Origin of the sequence: Haloarcula argentinensis DSM 12282 (assembly GCA_000336895.1) — an archaeon.
Classification (GTDB): Archaea; Halobacteriota; Halobacteria; order Halobacteriales; family Haloarculaceae; genus Haloarcula; species Haloarcula argentinensis.
In genome coordinates this window covers 92,439-113,761 of the sequence record AOLX01000025.1, presented here as the reverse complement: position 1 = coordinate 113,761, position 21,323 = coordinate 92,439, and the positions used below count along the sequence as shown (strand labels likewise).

15 protein-coding genes are annotated in these 21,323 nt (G+C 63.7%); 8 read left to right on the top strand and 7 right to left on the bottom strand.

Annotated elements, in window-relative coordinates:
* The first annotated feature begins 341 nt into the window (after positions 1-341).
* On the top strand, positions 342-1,649 hold the full coding sequence (gene aceB / locus C443_RS15860; protein WP_005537605.1) for a malate synthase AceB: 1,308 nt from the start codon (positions 342-344) through the stop codon (positions 1,647-1,649).
* Between the two features lie 43 nt (positions 1,650-1,692).
* Here aceB and C443_RS15855 read toward each other — a convergent pair whose 3' ends face one another.
* Positions 1,693-2,073 carry a VOC family protein gene (locus tag C443_RS15855; protein ID WP_005537603.1) on the bottom strand — a complete coding sequence of 127 codons (381 nt, stop codon included), beginning with the start codon at positions 2,071-2,073 and terminating at the stop codon, positions 1,693-1,695.
* Between the two features lie 101 nt (positions 2,074-2,174).
* On the opposite strand from C443_RS15855, the gene C443_RS15850 reads away from it, so the two are divergent.
* The gene (locus C443_RS15850; RefSeq protein ID WP_005537601.1) at positions 2,175-5,225 is read left to right on the top strand and encodes an FAD-binding and (Fe-S)-binding domain-containing protein; all 3,051 of its coding nucleotides are present in this window, start codon (positions 2,175-2,177) and stop codon (positions 5,223-5,225) included.
* 431 nt (positions 5,226-5,656) lie between these two features.
* Here C443_RS15850 and C443_RS15845 read toward each other — a convergent pair whose 3' ends face one another.
* A complete protein-coding gene (locus C443_RS15845) occupies positions 5,657-6,955 on the bottom strand; it encodes a DUF362 domain-containing protein (RefSeq protein ID WP_005537600.1) in 1,299 nt (432 codons plus the stop codon).
* A 115-nt stretch (positions 6,956-7,070) separates the two neighbouring features.
* Positions 7,071-8,198 (bottom strand): serine hydrolase domain-containing protein, encoded by a 1,128-nt coding sequence (locus tag C443_RS15840; protein WP_005537599.1) that lies wholly within the window; start codon positions 8,196-8,198, stop codon positions 7,071-7,073.
* 150 nt (positions 8,199-8,348) lie between these two features.
* On the opposite strand from C443_RS15840, the gene C443_RS15835 reads away from it, so the two are divergent.
* Complete coding sequence (locus C443_RS15835; RefSeq protein ID WP_005537598.1) at positions 8,349-9,119, top strand: IclR family transcriptional regulator; 771 nt, start codon at positions 8,349-8,351, stop codon at positions 9,117-9,119.
* Positions 9,120-9,179: 60 nt separating this feature from the next.
* On the opposite strand, the gene C443_RS15830 is transcribed toward C443_RS15835, so the two are convergent.
* Positions 9,180-10,343 (bottom strand): acyl-CoA dehydrogenase family protein, encoded by a 1,164-nt coding sequence (locus tag C443_RS15830; protein ID WP_005537597.1) that lies wholly within the window; start codon positions 10,341-10,343, stop codon positions 9,180-9,182.
* 82 nt (positions 10,344-10,425) lie between these two features.
* On the opposite strand from C443_RS15830, the gene C443_RS15825 reads away from it, so the two are divergent.
* Both C443_RS15825 and C443_RS15820 read left to right on the top strand, forming a co-directional pair.
* Complete coding sequence (locus C443_RS15825; RefSeq protein WP_005537596.1) at positions 10,426-11,895, top strand: aldehyde dehydrogenase family protein; 1,470 nt, start codon at positions 10,426-10,428, stop codon at positions 11,893-11,895.
* A 94-nt stretch (positions 11,896-11,989) separates the two neighbouring features.
* Positions 11,990-12,805 (top strand): aminoglycoside N(3)-acetyltransferase, encoded by an 816-nt coding sequence (locus tag C443_RS15820; RefSeq protein WP_005537594.1) that lies wholly within the window; start codon positions 11,990-11,992, stop codon positions 12,803-12,805.
* A 33-nt stretch (positions 12,806-12,838) separates the two neighbouring features.
* Here C443_RS15820 and C443_RS15815 read toward each other — a convergent pair whose 3' ends face one another.
* Complete coding sequence (locus C443_RS15815) at positions 12,839-13,900, bottom strand: zinc-dependent alcohol dehydrogenase family protein (protein ID WP_005537593.1); 1,062 nt, start codon at positions 13,898-13,900, stop codon at positions 12,839-12,841.
* Positions 13,901-14,047: 147 nt separating this feature from the next.
* Positions 14,048-15,703, bottom strand: a complete 1,656-nt coding sequence (locus C443_RS15810; protein WP_005537592.1) for a long-chain-fatty-acid--CoA ligase — start codon at positions 15,701-15,703, stop codon at positions 14,048-14,050.
* 170 nt (positions 15,704-15,873) lie between these two features.
* Between C443_RS15810 and C443_RS15805 the strand changes: the two genes are divergently transcribed.
* From C443_RS15805 to C443_RS15795, 3 genes are all read left to right on the top strand, one after another.
* Positions 15,874-16,668, top strand: coding sequence for an enoyl-CoA hydratase/isomerase family protein (locus tag C443_RS15805; RefSeq protein ID WP_005537591.1), 795 nt, complete (start codon positions 15,874-15,876; stop codon positions 16,666-16,668).
* A 43-nt stretch (positions 16,669-16,711) separates the two neighbouring features.
* Positions 16,712-17,782, top strand: a complete 1,071-nt coding sequence (locus C443_RS15800) for a phosphotransferase family protein (protein WP_005537590.1) — start codon at positions 16,712-16,714, stop codon at positions 17,780-17,782.
* 167 nt (positions 17,783-17,949) lie between these two features.
* Positions 17,950-19,914, top strand: a complete 1,965-nt coding sequence (locus C443_RS15795) for a 3-hydroxyacyl-CoA dehydrogenase/enoyl-CoA hydratase family protein (protein ID WP_049944096.1) — start codon at positions 17,950-17,952, stop codon at positions 19,912-19,914.
* Positions 19,915-19,940: 26 nt separating this feature from the next.
* Here C443_RS15795 and C443_RS15790 read toward each other — a convergent pair whose 3' ends face one another.
* A complete protein-coding gene (locus C443_RS15790; RefSeq protein WP_005537587.1) occupies positions 19,941-21,158 on the bottom strand; it encodes an acyl-CoA dehydrogenase family protein in 1,218 nt (405 codons plus the stop codon).
* Between the last annotated feature and the right edge of the window lie 165 nt (positions 21,159-21,323).

Below are 21,323 nucleotides of genomic sequence, written 5' to 3'. Positions count from 1 at the left end.
CGAGACAGGACGTACCCGAAATAGGTGTCATTCGGCTCCACGACCGGCACAGGTATTCGAAAAGACGAAACAGAAAGTGGAGTTCGCTGGGGTGAAACCGGCGGCCGAATTCGCTGGGAGTTCGTGATGTGGCGACTGAACGGCCACGAGATGCCGACAGATCAGTGTGCACCAGTGACCGTTGTGTCGCTCGGCTGAACGGATAGTGGAATGTAATATAGTACGAATATTTCGCATTTCCGAATCTGCTGAGAGACGGTGGAACGACTACGCTGGTCGATGTTTCGGCCGGAGGCGGACGGTAGATTTAAGCGGTTTCGCTGGATTCTTTGAGACGAGTTATGAGTGTGACGCGACACTACGACCGCGAGTTCGTTAGAACGTTCTTTACCTCTCCGACAGCAGTCGACGGGGAGGACGACTCAGCGAAGATGCTGCGAAGCGCCGGCCAGCTCCGCGGCCTGCAGGCACCGGACGTCTGGGTTCCGGACAACGAGGACGCGACGGCCCCGAACATGCGCGACGAGGGCGTCGAGAACATCATCGACGTCGTCGCCAATCAGGGCGCCGAGTTCCCTGGCGAGATCCACCCACGCGTGGTCTGGCACCGCGAATCGCCGACGACCCGCTATCAGGGCTTCCAGCAGATGCTCGAAATCACCGATCCCGAAAACGGGGCGGTCGAGCACATCGACGGCTTCGTCATTCCGGAGGTTGGTGATATCGACGACTGGAAGAAAGCCGACGAGTTCTTCACCATCATCGAGAACGAACACGGGCTCGAAGAAGGGAGCCTCTCCATGTCGGTTATCGTCGAGAGCGGCGAGGCCGAACTGGCGATGGGCGACCTGCGGGACGAGATGGGCAAGCCCTCGAATAACCTCGAACGTATGTTCCTGCTCGTCGATGGCGAGGTCGACTACACGAAGGACATGCGCGCGATGACGCCCACCGGCGAACTCCCGCCGTGGCCGGAACTGCGCCACAACACCTCCCGCGGTGCCAGCGCCGCTGGCCTCATCGCCGTCGATGGCCCGTACGACGACATCCGCGACGTCGAGGGGTACCGCGAGCGGATGAAGGACAACCGCGCGAAGGGGATGACCGGCATCTGGTCGCTGACGCCGGGCCAGGTCGTCGAGGCGAACACGGCCCCGCTCCCGCCGAAGACCGGCAGCTGGCTCCTCGAGGCCGGCGGTCAGGAGGTTGAACTCGAAGCACAGGACGGCAAGCAGGTGTACGACGGCGACGACCTCTCGCTCGAGCCTGACGGCGACGGCGGCTACGTCCTGCAGGCGGGCGGTGAGCGACTGGAGCTGGACGAGGACGAACTCACCGAGGAACTGCTCGACCGCACCGCGTACATCCCCAGCATGAACGACATCGTCGACTCCATGGAGGAGTTCGAGGCCGCGAAGGAGGCCGGCAAGGGAGCTATCGCGATGACCCAGGCCGCTACGCTGGTCATCAACGGCGTCGAAGTCGATATCAGCAAAGACCGGATGTGGGACGAAGCCACCTACCAGGCCGCCCAGACGCCGATCACGCTGTTCCAGGACGTCTACGAGCACCGGCCGGATCAGCACGAGGAACTGGAGGAGATGTACGGCGCTGACATCGTCGAGCGCGCCACGGCCGTCGGAAACTGACTGGCGCGTACCGTTTCGTCACTCGAAACGCCGTGGGCGCGGTTCAGTCTTCTAGCGGTTCGATGAGTTCGACGTGGTGGCCGTCGGGGTCAGCGACGAAGGCCGTGTACGCACCGGCTTCCGGCTGTGGACCTGGCTCTTTGACGACACCGTGGTGGTCGATTCGCTCAACCGTCGCGTCGACGTCGTCCACGCCGAGTGCGAGGTGGTCCCAGCCGGACCCCATCTCGAAGCTCGTCTCCCCGTTGGTTTCCGATAGTTGCAGCTCGACGCCGCTGTCGTCGGCCACGTAGTAGTTCGTCGTCTCGCCGTCCGGCGTGGTGAACTGCCAGGACTCCTCGAAGCCGAACTGCTCGTAGAACGCGATCGATTCTGTGGCGTCGGCGACGTTCAGGCACATGTGGAGTATGCTTGCACTGGCCATACATCGCTTCCAGTGCCCGCAGTCAAATAGCTGGCGGGCGTCAAGAGCGAATTGTGACCGCATGCCATAGACTTTAATGATTATTACTCCTGAATGCCCGTATGGCGATCGAAAATGTCGAGGACACCTGGTCAGCACAGGAACTGGACCTGGATCGACCGGATGTCGACGCGTATCGGGACCTGGCGGACGCGCTCCGTTCGCAGGTCGCAGGTGGGGTTGAGTTCGACGAATACGCCCGGATTCTGTACGCGACGGACGGGAGCATCTACCGCGCCGAACCGGCAGGAGTCGTGTATCCGACCGATATCGACGACGTTCGGGCAGCCGTCGAAGTGGCGACGGACCACGGCGTTCCGATACTCCCTCGCGGGACCGGGTCGTCGCTCGCCGGGCAGACTGTCGGCCCGGGCTGTGTCGTTCTGGATATGTCCCGGCACATGGACGATATCCTCGATATTCGGCCGGACGAGCAGACAGCGCACATCCAGCCCGGTGTGGTGCAGGACGACCTAGATGACACGCTGGCCGAGTACGGCCTGAAGTTCGCCCCGGACCCCGCGTCGTCGAACCGCGCTTCGGTCGGCGGCGGCATCGGGAACAACTCTACCGGCGCACACTCCGTCAGGTACGGCATCACCGACGCCTACACGGATGCGGTGAAGGCCGTCCTCTCTGACGGCTCACTCATCCACGCCCGCGAGGTCGTCATCGACTCGCCGGAGTGGGACGACATCGTGAGCAAGGACGACCGGGAAGCCGACATCTACCGGACGGTCCGGCAAGTCGTCGAGGAGAACGCCGAGGAAATCGAGGAGCGCTACCCAGACCTCAAGCGCCGAGTGTCGGGCTACAACCTCGACCGCGTCGTCTACGAGAACGACGACGGCGAGCGGGTGTTGAACCTCGCGAAACTGTTCGTCGGGAGCGAGGGAACCCTCGGGGTCATCGTCGAGGCCGAACTCTCGCTGGTGACCGTTCCCGAGGAGACCGCGCTGGCGCTGTACTGTTTCGACACGCTCGCGGACGCGATGCGGGCCGTCCCGGTCGCGCTCGACTACGACGTCAGTGCGGTCGAGCTGATGGACGACGAGGTGTTCAGGCTCGCGGCCGGTTCCGACGGCTACGCCGAGTACGTCGGCCCGATTCCCGACCGGGCGGCGGCCGCACTGATGCTCGAGTACGACTCGGAACTGCATGACGACTTTGAGGCGGCCATCGCGCAGACCACCGAGCGGTTCCTCGATAACGGAGCGGCCTTCGATGTGGTCGAGGCCTACACCGACGCGGACCAGGCCGACCTCTGGAAGCTCCGGAAAGCGGCGATTCCGCTCTTGATGTCCATGGACGGCGACCCCAAGCCGTACCCGTTCATCGAGGACGCGACGGTCCCGCCCGCCGAACTGGCCGAGTACGTCGAGAAGTTCGAGGAAGTGCTGACTGACCACGACACTTCCGCCGCATACTTCGCCCACGCCGGCTCCGGAACGCTCCACATCCGCCCGATTCTCAATCTGAAAGAGGAATCCGGCATCGAGGCCATGCACTCCATCACTGACGACGTGACTGACCTCGTGCTGGAACACAAGGGGTCGTTCTCCGGCGAGCACGGCGACGGGATGGCCCGGACGGAGTTCACTCCCAAGATGTACGGCGAGACGCTCTGGGACGCGTTCAAGGAGGTCAAGACGGCGTTCGACCCGCAGTGGTGGATGCACCCCGGCAACGTCGTCTACCGCGAGGGGCCGGATGACATCGGCCCCGACGCCGACCGTGGCGTCGGCGCGGACATGCGGGAGAACCTCCGATACGGTCCCGACTACCAATCCCTGGAGCCACAGACGACGCTCGACTTCGAGGACGAGGGCGGCTTCTCGGAGCTCGTCGAGCTGTGTAACGGCTGTGGCACCTGCCGACAGACCGACGGGGACGTGATGTGTCCGACCTACCGCGCCTCGGAGGAGGAGGTCCAGACGACGCGGGGCCGGGCAAACCTCCTCCGGTCGGCCATCAGTGGCGACCTAGACGAGGACGAGATCCATTCCGAGCGTTTCCAAGAAGAAGTGCTCGACCTCTGTGTCGGCTGCAAGGGCTGCAAGAGCGACTGCCCGACTGGCGTCAACATGGCGAAACTCAAGACCGAGCTGAAACACCAGCACCACCAAGAGGAGGGCACCAGCCTCCGGGAGCGCCTGTTCGCCAACATCGACACCGCCTCGAAAATCGGGTCGGCGCTGGCGCCGGTCTCGAACTGGGCGACAGACATCCCGGGCGCACGGGTGGTCATGCAGAAAGTGTTCGGCATCGCGCCGGAGCGCGAACTTCCCACCTTCCGCCGGGAGACGTTGCAGGACTGGTTCGACGCCCGCGGGGGCTCGACGGTCTCTCGGGCCGAGGCCGACCGCAAGGTCCTGCTGTTCCCCGACACGTACACGAACTACTCGTACCCGGCCGCCGGCAAAGCCGCCGTCGAAACGCTGGAGGCCGCGGGCGTCCACGTCACCATCCCTGATGACACTGCACCGTCCGGGCGGGCGGCGTACTCCACCGGCATGCTGGACCTCGCTCGCGACCGGGCCGAGACGAACACGAACCGGCTGTCGGACCGCGTCGCGGACGGCTGGGACGTCGTGTTCGTCGAACCTTCCGACGCGGTGATGTTCCAAGACGAGTATCGGGACCTGCTCGACGGCAGCGAGGTCTCGCAGGTGGCCGATAGCGCCTACGGCGTCCTGGAATACCTCGACACGTTCCGACTCGACGACGCGCTCCCGGTCGAAGACCGCTCGCTCGGGGCTGCCGGCGCGGTCAACTATCACGGCCACTGCAACCAGAAAGGGACCAACAAGGACCACCACGCCGTCGGCGTCATGCGCCGCGTGGGCTACGAGGTTGACCCGCTCGACTCGACGTGCTGTGGCATGGCCGGGAGCTTCGGCTACCACGACGAGCACTACGACCTCTCGAAAACCATCGGGCGGCTGCTGTTCGACAAGGTCGACGAGAGCGACGGCGATCGCGTCGTTGCACCGGGCGGGTCCTGCCGCTCGCAGTTGGGTGACCGCGACGGCGTCGACGAAATCCCGCCACACCCTATCGAGGTTGTCGCCGAGCGCCTACCGGACACGACGACAGTCGGACAGTCGATGTGATAGATTCAACGACTGTTTGCGGAGCTTAGAGAGCAATCCTGATCGACAGTGTCCGGACACTCCTATATCTGATGATGATTAGGCCAGATATGTCGCCATATATTGCGCTTATATCGATTTTTGGCCACATATACAGATTTTCTATTTTACTTCCGCGTTCTTAATCTCACATATTCGCTAGGATATTCATATATTTCCCTTCTGAGACTCTCGAACCCGATATGTCTATACACGGCCACCAAATATAAATTGATTACCTAAAGGTGGAACGTAATCCTCACGCTTCTGCTTGCATCCCGTTCCTCTGCCAGTTCGGACTGAAATCCTATTCCGATAGTTTCATCCAACTGGTGAGTTGTAACCAGAGAAACGAATGTACAGTTGTTAGAAATTGTTCCAGATGCATGACGGGGACTGTCGTCACCCGACTGTCAATCACGGGTAAACGATGCGGTGCCGTCAGTGAACGTAAGGGACTCGTGGTCGGTGACGTCGGCGGCGGCCGGCAGCTCATCGACAAGCGGCTCGGAGACGTGGAGCGTCGAGAGGTCCTGTGTGTTCTGTATCCAGACGATTCGGACGGTATCGGGGTCGTAGCCACCGAGCGCGGACAGCGCCGACCGGATGGCGAACTCGTCGTCCGGTGCGACGAGTGGGAGCTTCGCCTTCGCTGTCGACCCGCTGGTGAGGGCGTTCGCGTACGTCTTCTGCAGGTCCAGCTGGTCGACGGCGGCCCGGCGGGTGATGTCGGCCAGGCCGATACCGTTGCCGTTGCCCTTCGTCGCCTCTGTGAGCCCGCGGGCGTACAGCAGCTTGATCGACGGTTCGTCGGGGTCCGGCGCGTTGAGCACGCGGTAGCGGCCGACGACGTTCGTGTCCATTCCCGCACCGGAGACGTCCTTGCCGAGTTCGTCGACGACGAGCAAGTCGATGTCGTCGACCGGGAGCGTCGCCATCTCGTCGTAGGCCTGTTCCAGCAGCGCTGGCTCGCGGTCGGTGAACGAACCCGCTGGAATTGCCTCGACGTGGGCTGTCTCCTCGTGGAAGTTCTCGACCAGCGCTACGCCGCCGACCAGCGGGAGCGCCGACTCGACGACCGGGAGCGCGGCTTCCAGCGTTTCCACATATCCCTCCTTGATAGCTGTCGAGTGAAACGCCTTCGCGCCGTGTTGCTTGCCCAGCCCGACGACGGCCATCTTCGTCAGCCCGCTCTCGATGCGGCCACTGTAGTTGGTGTGGGGCTTCACTCGGTTCACGACGACGACGGCATCCGCCTCCCGTGTCGCCGTCGAAACGTGGACCGGAAACTCGGTGGCACCGACAGTGACGGTGTCGACCTGTGTCGTGTCCATCCGGGCGTCGATGGAGGTATCGAGGCGCGATTCCGTGATACCAAGACTCTCCAGTACTTCGCGCTGTCCCTCCGGCGTTGCACCGCCGTGGCTTCCCATCGCTGGGACGACGACCGGTTCAAAACCCCGGTCGCGAACAGCTTTGACGACAGCCTCGGCGATGTCGTCGATACGGTGAATGCCGCGGCTGCCGATGGCGACGGCGACGGTCGCGCCCGGTTCCAGCCCATCAAGGTCGAGGCGGTCGAGTTCGGCCCGTGCCGCCGCTGACGGATCGGCGACGGCGGCCGTCTCCGGCTCGTACTGGACACGAGCGAAGTCCGGCAACGGCTGTGGGTCAATGAGATGATCCACGTCGCCTCGGTCGGGAAAGTTCATACCGGAGGATTAGCAGCGGGCCATACAAAAACTCGGGTCGTGCAACCGTCTCTCTGCCGGAGACGCAAACGGTCAGAAAACCCCCTGTGGCGACAGACCACAGAGGATACCGCTTTCAGTCCTGCAACAATAGCCGGACGGCGTCGGAAAGCTGGCCGACGCGGGCGGCGTGTTCGAAGGATTCCTCACGGATACCGTTCGTGACGAGCGCGAACCCGACGTTCAGTTCGGGGTCGCCCCAGCCGAACGAACTCCCGAGGCCGGCGTGGCCGAACATCCGCTCTTTGCTGGCGGCTCCGAACATATCGGCGGCCAACCCGCCAGTCCAGACGCCAAGTCCGTAGCGGGCCGGACGCGACAGCGTGCCGTCGGATTCGGTTTCGGCGTGGGTCGTGGTCGCCTCGTCGACGGTCGCTTCGGTCAACAGTTGCGTCCCGTCTAGCGATCCGCCGTTTGCGAGACAGGCGTAGAACCGGGCCATGTCCCGGGCAGTGCCGATGCCGTTGGCCGCGGGAATCACTGCCCGGTGAGTCGCTTCCTGATTGAACGCTGCGACGTCGGTAGGGTCTTCAAGCCCTTCTTCGACATCGTGACATCGCTCGGATGTCTCGTAGCCGGCCAGGGTCGCCACGGTGTCGGGCTCGTCGTCCCGCAGACCGATTCCAGTATCGCCCATCCCAAGCGGCTCGAACACGTTCTCCGCAACGTACTCCTCGACCGGCTGGCCGCTACAGCGTCGGACGAGTTCGCCGACCAGCCAGCCGTAGTTGGTGGCGTGATACGCCGGGGTCGTTCCGGGCTCGAACACGGGCTCGATGTCTTCCATCGCCGCGACGACGGCGTCCCAGTCGCCCCATCGCTCGGGCTGGTCGTCGAACTCACCGAACGGAATACCGGCGGTGTGGCTGAGCACCTGCCGGACAGTGATCGATGCCTTCTGTGTGCCGTCGTCGGCGAACTCCGGCCAGTGCTCGACCACCCGGTCGTCGTAGTCGAGTTCGCCCTGCTCGACGAGTTGGTGCAGGCCGACGCCGGCGAACGGCTTCGTACAGGAAAACAGGAGATGACGCGTCTCGGGCGTCGTTTCGTCGCCGTCGGGGCCCGTGGAGCCGCCGGCGAAATCGACGACAAGGTCGCCGTCGACGTACACCGCCAGCTGTGCGCCGTGGTGCAGTCCGACATCGAGTTGTCGGTCGAACTGGGCCCGAAGCTGTTCGATATCGTCTGCGCTAAGATATGGCATGGTCTGTGTAAAGTCCAGCCGCGTACTACAAATTAGGTTCGATTCGGCGGTGGAATCGAACAGCGGATAGCTACTGACTGCATTCGAGCTATCGCACCATCAGGGCCGATTGTGCGAAACGTTGATGACACTGAGAAATCACAACTTCGTATGCTCGAAAACAAGAACGGAACGTCCGAGGTGTCGACAACCCGGACATCGTTCGATATTCTGGCGCTGATTCGGGACGCGGGCGGCGCGACAATCGCGGACATCCGGGCGGAGACGGATCTGGCCAAGAGCACGGTGTATCGGCACCTCAAGACGCTGCACGACATGGACTATCTCGTCGAGGAAGACGGGGAGTATCGGCTATCACTCCGATTTCTGCAACTCAGCGAACCGCCGCGGATACGGCGGCCGGGCTACATCGTCGCCAAGCAGAAAGTCATCGAACTGGCGATAGAGACCGACGAGCGGGCGCTATTTCTGGTTGAAGAAGAGTTCGAGGGCGTGTATCTGCACCGAGCCGGCGGCCGGAACCCGCTCCAGAGCGACACGATGATCGGCAAACGCCGGCCGCTGCACGCGCTCGCCTCGGGGAAAGCCATCCTCGCGGAGTGGTCTGGCGAACGCATCGATGAGTTCGCCGAAACCACTGCCCTCGAAGCGCTGACGTCGAACACGATTACCGACCGGGACGCGCTGTTCGAGGAACTCGAACAGATCCGCGAGCAGGGCTATGCGACCAATATGTCCGAACACATGGACGGCCTGCGGGCGGCGGGCGTACCGGTGTACAACGACGAGGACGACCTCATCGGCGCGTTGAGCGTCTTCGGCCCGAGCGGGCGGGTGAGCCGGGAGGATATCGAATCGACGTATCCCGACCTGCTGGAACGGAAAGCCAGTGAACTGAAGATCGACCTCACGTACGATTGAGAAGTGTTTGTTCGCGCCGGCGCGGTCGTTCCGCATACCGGAATGTATGGGACAGCCGCCTTACTCGAAGGCCGGGATGCCGGTCAGGTCGTGGCCGATGATGAGCGAGTGGATGTCGTGCGTCCCCTCGTAGGTGTAGACGGTTTCGAGGTTCGTCAGGTGCCGCATTGGGGAGTAATCGGCTGTGATGCCGTTGCCGCCGAGCATCTCGCGAGCTACCCGTGACTGCTCGCGAGCCATTCGTGCGTTGTTTCGCTTCGCCATCGACACCTGTTCCGGGCGGAGGTCGCCGCGTTCCTTCAGATCGGCGAGCCGATGAGCGAGCAACTGACCCAGCGATATCTGGGTCGCCATCTCCGCGAGCTTCTCCTGCTGGAGCTGATAGCCGGCGATCGGTTTGCCGAACTGCTCGCGGTCGGTGGCGTACTCGTGGGCGGTCTCGAAACAGTCCATCGCGGCCCCGACCGTCCCCCAGGCAATACCGTAGCGGGCCTGCGTGAGACAGGACAGCGGCCCCTTCATCCCCTCGACGCCCGGCAGGACGTTCTCCTCGGGGACGCGGGCGTTCTGCAGGCTGATCTCGCCGGTAATCGATGCCCGCAGCGAGAGCTTCTCGTCGATCTTGTTTGTCGCCACGCCGTCACGATCCGTTTCGACGAGGAATCCCCGTACGGGGTCACCATCGGCGGAGGTGACCTTTGCCCAGACCACTGCGAGGTCGCTGATGGGCGCGTTCGTGATCCACGTCTTCGAGCCGTTCAGGACGTAGCCGTCGGCGTCGCGCTCGGCCGTCGTTTCCATCGCCGACGGGTTCGAGCCGTGTTCGGGCTCGGTCAAACCGAAACAGCCCACCTGCTCACCGCTGCCGAGTGCCGGCAGCCATTCCTCTTTCTGGGCGTCGCTGCCGTAGGCATGAATCGGGTACATGACGAGTGCCCCCTGCACGCTGGCCATCGAGCGCAGGCCGCTGTCGCCGGCCTCCAGCTCCTGCAACAGGAGGCCGTACGCCGTCTCGCTGAGGCCCGGCAGGCCGTACCCATCGAGGTTCGGGGCGTAGAATCCGAGGTCGCCCATCTCGGTGATGAGATCCGTCGGGAACGTGCCGTCGATCCAGTGTTGCCCGACGTCCGGCTTGACTTCGTTCTCGACGAACTCCCGGGCTGTGTCACGGACCATCTGCTCTTCCTCGCCGAGGTCGTCTTCGAGACCGAGGTAATCGATCATATAGGATCTGTGGCCGGGGTTCAATTAAGCGTTTGCCTGCTGCCAAAGTGCTAAAAGTCCGTGGCGCTGTCGATACTATGGAATGTCACAACCAGATAGCCAGACGGCGTGGAGCCGACTATACATCGACGGTGAGTGGCGCGACGCCAACGCATCTGAGACGATTCCGGTGACCAATCCCGCGACAGGCGATGAAATCGCGGCGGTTCCCGCCGGAACGGAGGGGGATGTCAACGACGCCTATCAGGCCGCCGAGGCGGCCCAGTCCGACTGGGCGGCGCTGTCGCGCGAGGAGCGCAACGAGTACGTCGAGTCGATGATCGGGGTGATGCAGGAGCGACTCGACGAGATCGTCGAACTGCTCGCGACGGAGTCGGGCAGTGTTCAGGCCAAAGCAACTGCCGAGGCCAACTTCGCCATGGCGGACTTCCAGAGCGCGCTGGAGATGGTCCCGGCGGAAGAGGAGGTCCGTGACTCGATGTATCACGAGGACAAGGACCATCACATCGTCCGCGAGCCCGCTGGCGTCGTCGGAATTATTTCGCCGTGGAACTTCCCGCTGCACCTCACGACGCGAGCGCTCGGTCCCGCGCTCGCACTGGGGAACACCGTCGTCCTCAAGCCTGCGACGGACACGCCGATTACCGGCGGGCTCCTGCTGGCCGACATCGCCGAGGAAGCCGGCCTCCCGGACGGCGTCGTCAACGTCGTCACGGGCCACGGATCCGACATCGGCGACCGGATGGCCGGCCATCCGACTGCCCGCGTGATGTCGTTCACCGGGTCGACGGCAGTCGGCAGGTCAGTAGCGAGTCAGGCTGGGAACGCGCTCGCCCTCCCAGCGCTCGAACTCGGTGGGAACGGCCCGTTCGTCGTCACCGAGGACGCCGACATCGAGGCAGCCGCCAAGGCCGGCTCCGTCGGCGCGTTCGGCCATCAGGGACAGGTGTGTATCTCGATCAACCGCCATCTCGTCCACGAGGATATCTACGACGAGTACGTCGAGAAGCTCGTCGAGCACGCGGAGTCGCTGACTATCGGGAACCCGCTCGACGAGGACGTGGAGTTCGGCCCGATCATCAACGAGAGCCAGGTCGACCAGCTCACCACGTTCATCGAGCAGACTGTCGATGCCGGCGCGACGCTGGAAACAGGTGGCGAGGCGGAGGACCTGTTCCTCGAGCCGACCGTCCTCTCGGGGTGTACCAACGACATGTCCGCAGCGTGTAACGAGCACTTCGGCCCCGTCGCCCCGGTCATTCCGTTCGAGTCCGACGAGGAAGCCGTCGAACTCGCCAATGACACCGAGTACGGCCTCGCTGCGGGCGTGTACAGCGGTGATGTCGAACACGGCCGGTCCATCGCCGACCAGATCGACGCTGGGATGGTCCACGTCAACGACCACCCGATTCAGGACGAACCCAACGCCCCGTTCGGCGGGATGAAGAACTCCGGGATCGGCCGGTACAACGGCGAGTGGATCATGGACGAACTGACCGAGACCAAGTGGATCTCCGTCCAGCACGAAGAGCGCGACTACCAGCTGCTCTGAGCCAGTAGATTCGGGGCCACGGCAGTAACCCACAACAGCGGCTCGGTGTCTCCGGGAACACGAAACTTATGCCCGCTTTCGGCTATCGTCTCCCATGGACACGCCGCGCCCAAGTGATCGTTCAGCGGAACCGGTCACCGTGGATTCGATAGCACACGACCTTCGTGCGCTGGGTCTCGAAAGCGGGGAAACAGTACTGGTCCACGGGTCGCTGTCCAAACTGGGATGGGTCTGTGGTGGCGCACCGGCGGTGGTTGACGCCCTGCAGCGCGTCGTCACCGAGCGCGGGACCGTAGTGATGCCAACGCACTCGCCCGGCAACAGAGATCCTGACAATATGGGGAACCCACCAGTCCCGGACTCGTGGGCCGACACGATCCGCGAGCAGTTCCCACCATACCGACCAGCAGTGACGCCAACGCAGGGAATGGGTGCAATCGCCGAGTGTTTTCGCACGTATCCGGCTGTCCACCGGAGTAAGCACCCACAGCATTCCTTCGCCGCATGGGGTACTGACGCCGAGGCCATCACGGGCGGTCACGCCTACGATTACTCGCTCGGGGAGGCATCACCGCTGTCCGAGGTCTACGACCGTGCTGGGAGAGTCCTGTTTCTCGGTACATCACATACGACAAACACCTCGCTGCACCTCGCCGAGTACCGCGCCGATATCGACACCGACACGACCAGACACGCCAGCGCCGTCCTTGTCGAGGGCGAGCGCGAGTGGTCCCACTGGACGGACATCGAACTCACCGATACGGATTTTCAGGCCTGCGGCGATGCGTTCGAGCGTGCCCACCCCAGCGCCGTCGAGACGGGGACTGTCGGTGTCGGCGAGTCGAAACTCCTCGACCAGCAGCCGATGGTAGACTTCGCCGTTGACTGGCTGGCAGCGAACCGTTCGTAGGGACCGACGACCACAGCGCAGTGCCGGCGTCTCTCAAAACTCGTCGATGACGGGGATTCCGACCGTCTCGTACTCGCCCATCGACGAGAGGGTCGCCGGCACGTCGTCGAGCGAAAGCGTCTCCCCGACGATCTTGGAGGGTTCGAGCGTCCCGGCGTCGATGAGCCGGAACAGTTCGTCGTACCGGATCGGCGGCATCCCGTAGGAGCCATGGAAGTCGATTTCCTGCAGGGTCATCGTATCAACCGGGAGGGCGATTTCCCCGGCCTCGTCGTCAGTCGTGAGTCCGACCTGCACGTGGGTGCCCTGCTTGTCCAGCGAGCCGACAGCGTTGCGACACGTCTCCGCGATACCCAGCGCGTCGATAGCCACATCGGCCCCGCCGTCCGTGACTGCATGAACCTCTCCGGGGACGTTGTCCACCTCGGCAGCGTTGATTGTCGTCGCTGCGCCGAGGTCCAGCGCCCGGTCGAGTTTGCTGTCCTGCACGTCGACCGCAATCGGTTCGGCCCCCAGCGCATCGGCGATATGGACTGCCGAGAGTCCAACGCCGCCACAGCCGTGGATCGCGACGGCGTCGCCCGGCCTGAGATCCGCCCGGTCAGTCAGCGCGTGGTACGCCGTCATGAACCGACAGCCGAGCCCGGCCATCTCGGTGAAGTCGACGGCGTCCGGCAGCGTGACGCAGTTGAAATCGGCTTCGCGGACAGGGAACGCCTCGGCGAACGCCCCCGGTGCGGCGTCGAGGAAGCCAAGCGGCATCGACGTCTCGCAGATGTTGGCGTGCCCGCGCTGGCAGTACTGACACGACCCGTCACCGAGGTGGAACGGTACTGTGACGCGGTCCCCCTCGGAGAACTGTTCGACGTCCGCACCCACGTCGGCGACGACCCCGGCCGGCTCGTGGCCCAGAATCTGCCCAGGGCCGGTCTGGATGCCGAACCACTCCCAGTCTCCCTGCCAGGCGTGCCAGTCGCTCCGGCAGACCCCGCAGGCTTCGGTCTCGATGACAACTTGGTCTGGCTGTGGCTCCGGATAGGGCACGTCCTGAATCGTGAGCGGTTCGCCGTGCTCCTCAATGACAGCTGCTCGCATACCACAATCATCACAGGGATGGCATAAATACCTATCCGCGACTGGACTTGTTGTGGCTGGCTCGGTGACAGTGGATGCACGGTATCGAGAACGCTGCCGTCGATACGGTGCCTGTCAGCCAGAACGCTCCGCCACGTTTCGGCCGAGTTACGTTGCCGGGGCGTTCTCGGCGACCGTTTCGATGACCGACTCGTCGACGTACTCGTCACGGAGCGTCTGCTTGGAGAATTTCCCGGTCGCGCCCTTGGGGATCCCGTCGACCAGACGGATGGCGTCGGGGACCCACCACGACGGATACGACTCGGCGACGAGGTCTTTGATTTCCTGACGGAGCGCGGCTTCATCGGACACAGCGTCGCGTGTGACGACGAACGCGGCAGGGCGTTCGTCCCACCGCTCGTGGGGAACAGGGACAACTGCGGCTTCGACGACGTCGTCATGACCCATAACCGCGTTTTCGACCTCGACGCTGGCGATCCACTCGCCGCCGCTCTTGACGAGATCGTCCATCCGGTCGACTACGTCGACGTACCCCTCCGGACTCACCCGGACAATGTCACCGGTCTTGAACCAGCCGTCGTCGGTGACGGCCTGTTCGGTCGCGTCGGGGGCGTTGTAGTATTCCTGAGTGACCCACGGGCCGCGCATCCAGAGTTCGCCCAGCGATTCGCCGTCCCAGGGCACTTCCTCGCCGTCGGTGTTGACGACTTTGAACTCCAGCCCGGCAATTGGAAGCCCCGCGGAGTGGCTCCGCAGGTCGAACAGTTCCTCCTCCGGCAGGTCCGTCATTCCGGGCTTTGGCTCGTAGGCGTGGGTGACCGGTGACGTCTCGGTCATGCCGTAGCCAGAGATGAGGTCTACGTCGAACTCCTGCTTGTAATCCTCCATCAGCGACCGCGGCGTCGCGGACCCGCCGCTGGTGAAGTACCGAACCGAAGAGAAGTCCACGTCAGTCTCACGGGCGTACTCCAGCAGGTCCATGAAGACGGTCGGGACCGCTGCGGAGACGGTCACGTCCTCTTCATCAATGAGCATTGCCAGATCCTCAGCCGACGGATTCGGCCCGGGGAGGACCGTCTTGGCTCCGGCAGCGATGGTCGTGAACGGACGACACCAGCCGCTAACGTGAAACATCGGAACGTACGTCAGCTCTACGTCGTCGGTCTTGATACCGGCCTGGCTGGTCATCAGCGACATGACCTGTGTCCAGTACATCTTCTGGGTGTACTCGACGCCTTTCGGCTTGCCTGTTGTCCCGGACGTGTAGCACATCCCCGCCGGCTGGTCCTCGGGCAGTTGCGGGAAGGAGTAGTCGGGGTCGCCGTCGGCGATGAACGATTCGTAGTCGACGACTGGCCCCAGCGACGTTTCGGGGACGGTGTCGCCCATCACGATGTACTGCTCGACAGAGGCGAACGCCTCCTCGTCGTAGGCTCCTTCGAGCTTCTCCAGCATGACGGGGTCGACGATGAGGATCTCGTCCTCGGCGTCGGCTACGATGTGCTGGATGTGCTCGTCGGGCAGGAGGAGATTAATCATGTGGACCTGTGCGCCCATGCAAGCGACGCCGTAGTAGGCCTCCTGGTGCCAGTGATTGTTCCAGGCGAACGTCCCGACTCTGTCGCCGCGTTCGATGCCCGCCTGTTCGAGGGCCGAGGCTAGCTTCCGTACGCGTTCGGCGTAGTCCGCTATCGTGTACCGGTGAATCCCCTGATGTGTCCGCGAGACGATCTCGCTGTCGGGGAACACGTTCTCGCCACGCCACAGGAATGACCGGAGGTTGAGTGGTGCACCACCTGGCATACTCCGTGTCAACACACACCGATATGTTAAAACTAGCCCTGCTAGCTGTGGTGGCCTGTTGCGTGCCATCTCCATTCGTGGCCAGCGTTGACTGAAACTGTAAACCAGCGGTAAATTTATACCGGGACCGTGTGAAGCGACCCCATGCAGCTACCACAGAGGGATATCCGATGAGCGAATCCGTACTGCTCGCCATCGACGACGGCATCGCCACGCTGACGCTGAACGAACCGGAAACGCGGAACGCACTCACACAGCCCGTATACGACGCCTTGGAGCGCCACCTCGATACCATCGAGACTGCGTCCGATGTTCGGTGTGTCGTCATCGAGGGCACCGGCGAGTCGTTCTCGGCCGGCGGCGACATCAAGGGAATGAGCGAGCGGCTCACGAACGACGACCCGACCGACGACGCCGTCAGCGAACTGGCTCGTCGGACCCGCGACACCATCGCCAGAGTCGTCGCACTGCCGGTCCCGACCGTGGCAAAGGTCGACGGGTCGGCCGTCGGGGCCGGCGCGAACCTCGCGATCGCCTGTGACATCCAGCTGGCGAGCGAGTCGGCCAGCATCGGCTTCGTGTTCCGGCAGGTCGGCCTCAGCGTCGACGCCGGCACGTCGTATCTGCTCCCCCGTATCGTCGGGACCAACGTCGCAAAGGAGTTAGTGTTCACCGGCGAGATTCTGGACGCCGAGCGAGCCGCAGAGCTGGGCCTGTTCAATCACGTCTACGATACCGAGTCGTTCGAGTCCGAAGTCGCGGCGACTGTCAGCCGCATTGCCGATGGGCCGACCATTGCCCTCCGGCATTCAAAGCGGCTGCTTCAGGACGGCCTGGAGAAGTCCTTCGACCGCGCCCAGCGCGACGAGGCGACGGCACAGGGCATCGTCTTCGAGACGGCCGACCACGAGGAGGGCGTCGAGGCGTTCCTGACCGACCGCCGACCGGAGTTCGTCGGACGGTGACACGACCCGCAGTTTTTCATGACACGGAGCCAAATCAGACACTATGACTGAACACAGCAGCGACTACTACCAGCGGCTGGTCGACGAAAGTGCGCTCGAAGAATTTCTCACAAGGGAAATAGGCCCGGCCGAGACATTCGACGTTGCGCGACACGAGCAGGGCCACTCCAACGAGACGCTGTTTGTCACCTGGGGCGACCGAGAGCTGGTCGTCAGGCGGCCCCCACCGGGCCAGACCGCCGAGACAGCCCACGACGTGTTGCGGGAGTATCGCGTCATCGACGCGCTGCAGGACACAGCCGTGCCGGTCCCGCCGACGGTGACGGCCTGTGACGATCAGACGGTCATCGGTAGCGATTTCTACGTCATGGCCCGCGTCGAAGGGACCGTCATCCGAGACGACGAGCCAGCGCGCTTCGGGAACGACGACGCCCGGGCGGCAGTCGGCACCGAGCTGGTCGACACCCTCGCGGCTATCCACGGGGTTGATACCGAATCCGTCGGCCTGTCAGACCTCGGCCGTGCGAGAGGGTATGCGAAGCGGCAGGTCACGCGCTGGGGGAAACAACTGGCGTGGGCGTTCGAGCGGACGGCCGAGTCCCGCACTGTCCCTGAACTGGAGCGGGTCGGCTCGTGGCTTCAGGACGAGTGTCCCGACGACCATCCGGAGACACTGGTGCATGGCGATTACAAACTCGACAACGTGATGTTCGGCCCCGGTGACGACCCGGACCTCGCCGCCGTCTTCGACTGGGAGATGGCGACGCTGGGCGACCCACGGGCCGACCTCGGCTGGCTGCTCTCGTACTGGCGTGACGCCAAGGACCCCGAGCCGGAGATTCCCGACCTTGCGATGGAGTTCATCGAAGCACCGGGCTACCCGACCCGGAAAGATCTGGTCGACCGCTGGGAAGCCCAGACCGGCCTGACGTTCGAACACGAGCGGTTCTATCGGACGCTCGCCGTGTACAAGCTCGCCGCCCTTGGGGAGATGTTCTACCGGCGCTATCTGGAAGGCAACGCCGACGACCCGTTCTATCCATTGATGGAGAACCGCGTCCCGGCGCTGGCCGACCGCGCGATCCGGATTATCGAGGGCGACGAACCGCTCTAGCAGCGACGAAGCAAGAGCCGATTTGCGTGTCGAAGCCCCGGCAGATGGCAGCAACCCCATACACAGCTCGCCGGGGGCTTTCTGGCTGGTAATAATCGTCGACGTATTGCGACACAAAACGGATGCTAGGGGGATGATTGATATGTGTTGCAATAGACACTACGCGTATGCGAGCAGAGCAGCCAGAGATAGCGACAGTTGCAGTGCTCGGTGCAGGAACGATGGGCCACGGCATCGCCGAAGTCACGGCAATCGCCGGCTACGACGTCGTGCTGCGTGACATCGAGGCGGACATCGTCGAAGACGGCTACGACGAGATCGAGTGGTCGCTCGAAAAGCTCGCCGAGAAGGGGCGACTCGACGAGGACCCCGACGACGTGGCGGCGCGGGTCGCGACGACGACCGATCTGGAAGCGGCGGTGAGCGACGCGGATCTGGTCATCGAGGCCGGCCCGGAACAGCTCTCGGTGAAACAGGACATCTTCGAGTCCGTCGACGCCGCAGCGCCCGAAGATGCGCTGCTGGCGACGAACAGCTCCTCGCTGTCCATCACGGAGATCGCCGCAGCGACAGAGCGGCCGGACTCGGTGCTGGGCCTGCACTTCTTCAATCCGCCGGTGAAGATGGACCTCGTCGAGGTCATCTACGGCAAGGCAACGACCGACGAGACGGCCCAGCGCGGCTACGAGTTCGTCGAATCTCTCGGCAAGACGCCGATATACGTCCGCAAGGACGTGCGTGGGTTCGTCGTCAACTCCGTTCTCGGGCCGTTCATGAGCGAGCCAGCCTGGATGGTTTCTGCGGACGAGGCGACCATCCGGCAGGCCGACGCCGCGATGGTCCACGAGCGAGGGTACCCGATGGGGCCGTTCGAACTCGGCGACCTGACCGGCATCGACATCGGCTACCATGTCCGGACGGAGGCCGGAAGGCCGGTCCCGCCTATCATGGCGGAGAAAGTCGAAAACGAAAACCTCGGCCGCAAGACCGGCAAGGGGTACTACGACTACGACGACGGCGGCGGCCCGGAGTACGTCCCGGAGGATGCCAAGGGGTTCGACCATCTCCGCGTCGAAGCGGTGATGGCGAACGAGGCCGCAAAGCTCGTCGGCGACGACGTAGCGACGGCAGAGGCCATCGACACGGGGATGCGACTCGGGGCGGGCTTCCCTGAGGGGACCTGCCGCCGGGCCGACGACATCGGCCTCGACAACATCCTCGAAAAACTCCGGAAGCTCCGCGACGAGCACGGCGACGACCGCTACGAGCCGGCGGAGTACCTTGTTGATCTCGTGGCAGCCGGCCACACCGGGACGGAAGCGGGCCAGGGCTTCCACGAGTACGACAACGGCGACGGCCCGGGTGACTACCACACGATCAACTGGGAACTCGATGACGATGGCCTGCTAGAAGTGGAACTCGACCGCCCATCGCGAATGAACGCTATCAGCGAAACCCTCGCGGACGAGGTCGTCGATCTGCTTTCGTCGGTCGACGAGAACGACGTCCGGGCCGTCGTGTTCGAAGGGGCCGGCGAGCGCGCCTTTTCCGCCGGAGCCGACATCTCCGGCTTCGCGGACCGCGACCCCGCACAGACGTCGGAGCCGACGAAAGTGTTCACGACGGTCGCCGAGTACCCCCGACCGACGCTGGCGCGCATCGACGGCTACTGTCTCGGCGCGGGGCTGGAACTCGCCCTTGCCTGTGACCTCCGGCTGGCGACGACCGATTCGGAGTTTGGCTTCCCCGAAATCACGCTCGGGCTGCTCCCCGGCGGCGGTGGAACACAGCGCGCGATCCGAATGTTGACCGACGCCCGGGCGAAGGAACTCGTGTTCCGCGGCGAGCACATCTCCGCCGAGCGGGCGGCCGACTGGGGACTCATCAACCGGGCCGTCGACGCCGACGAGTTCGATGACGTGGTCGAAGAGTTCGTTTCGGACCTCGTATCCGGGCCGCCGATTGCCCTGCGGAAGGCCAAGCGTGTGATGAACGAAGGAGCCGACGAGAGCCTCGACGCCGGCCTCGAAATGGAGAGCCAGGCCTTTGCGCTCCTACTGACGACTGACGACGTAGCGGAAGGGACAGCGGCCTTTGCGGCCGACCGTGAGCCAGAGTTCGAAGGGAAGTAGCAACCGTCGCCGCTGACTGCCCCGTCCTACTCGCGGTAGCGACGCACCGGCTCCAGTTCCTCGCTGTCCACGTCCTCGAAGGCCTCCCGAGCGATAGTCCGCAGGTGGACCTCATCAGCCCCGTCAACGATTCGGAACGTCCTGACCAGTTCGTAGAAGTCCGCAAGCGGGAGGTCCCGGCCGATGCCGTTGCCGCCACAGAACTGGACCGCAGTGTCGATGGCGTCCTGCGTCGCCCGAGCGGCGAACACTTTGCTCATCGACACCTCGACGCGGGCTTCTTTCCCGGCGGCGATGGCGTCAGCGGCGGCCCGGACCAGTGCCCGCGCGGCCTGAATCTGTGTCTCCTGTTCGGCGATTTCGAATCGGACGTGCTGTTTGTCGGCCACGGAGTCGCCGAAGGCCTGCCGCTCGGTGGTGTAGGCTTTGGCGATGGACAACGCCCGTTCGGCCATCCCCGAGAAACGCATACAATGGGTGAGCCGCGCCGGGCCGAGCCGTTGCTGGACGTGCTGGAAGCCGTTGCCTTCCTCGCCCAGCAGGTGTTCTTCGGGGACGCGAACGCCGTTGAACTCGATTTCGGCATGGCCCTTCGGGTCACCCTGGCTGCCCATATGCGGGACGTTCCGAACGATGTCCACGCCGTCGGCGTCGGCCGGGACGATAAACACTGAACACCCCTCATAGGGGTGTACGTCCTTGTCCGTCCGAGCGAAGACAAGCAGGATGTCGGCGTCGACGCCACCGGTCGTCCACCACTTGTGGCCGTCGATGACCCACTCGTCACCCTCCTTCTGTGCCGTGGTTCGAATCATCTTCGGGTCGGAGCCCGCGCCCTGCATCGGCTCCGTCATCGCGAAGCCAGACTGTATCTCGCCTTCGACGAGCGGGTCGAGGTACTCCGATTTCTGGAGGTCAGTCCCTTGCATCTCCAGCAGATGCATATTGCCCTCATCAGGCGCGTCGACGCGCATCGCAATCGGGCCAAGGAGGCTTCGGCCCGCTTCTTCGAACGTCGGCAACACGTCACGGAAGTCATAGCCCATTCCGCCGTGTTCTTCGGGGATTTGCGGGGCGTACACGTCGTACTCCCGTGCGGCAGCGCGGAGGTCGCGAACGGTTGCGTCGGAGATAGCCGTCCCGCCCGCGAGTTCTCGCTCCCGCGGGATGACGACCTCGTCCATCAACGCTCGGGCACGCTCGGCAAGCGTAGTCGCGGCCTCAGAATCGGTGAACGATATCATGGCACACTCTTGTTCTCGCACGTCGACATCATAAGTGTTGGAGCACAGCGAACGCGTGGTTGGTCGTTTATTTACCGATGCTGTACCCCGGCACACCCATCGCGACGCACCCACGGGACCGGGCGTCGGCGGTAGTTTCATACCCGGGCCAGTCCAAGCCGCTGC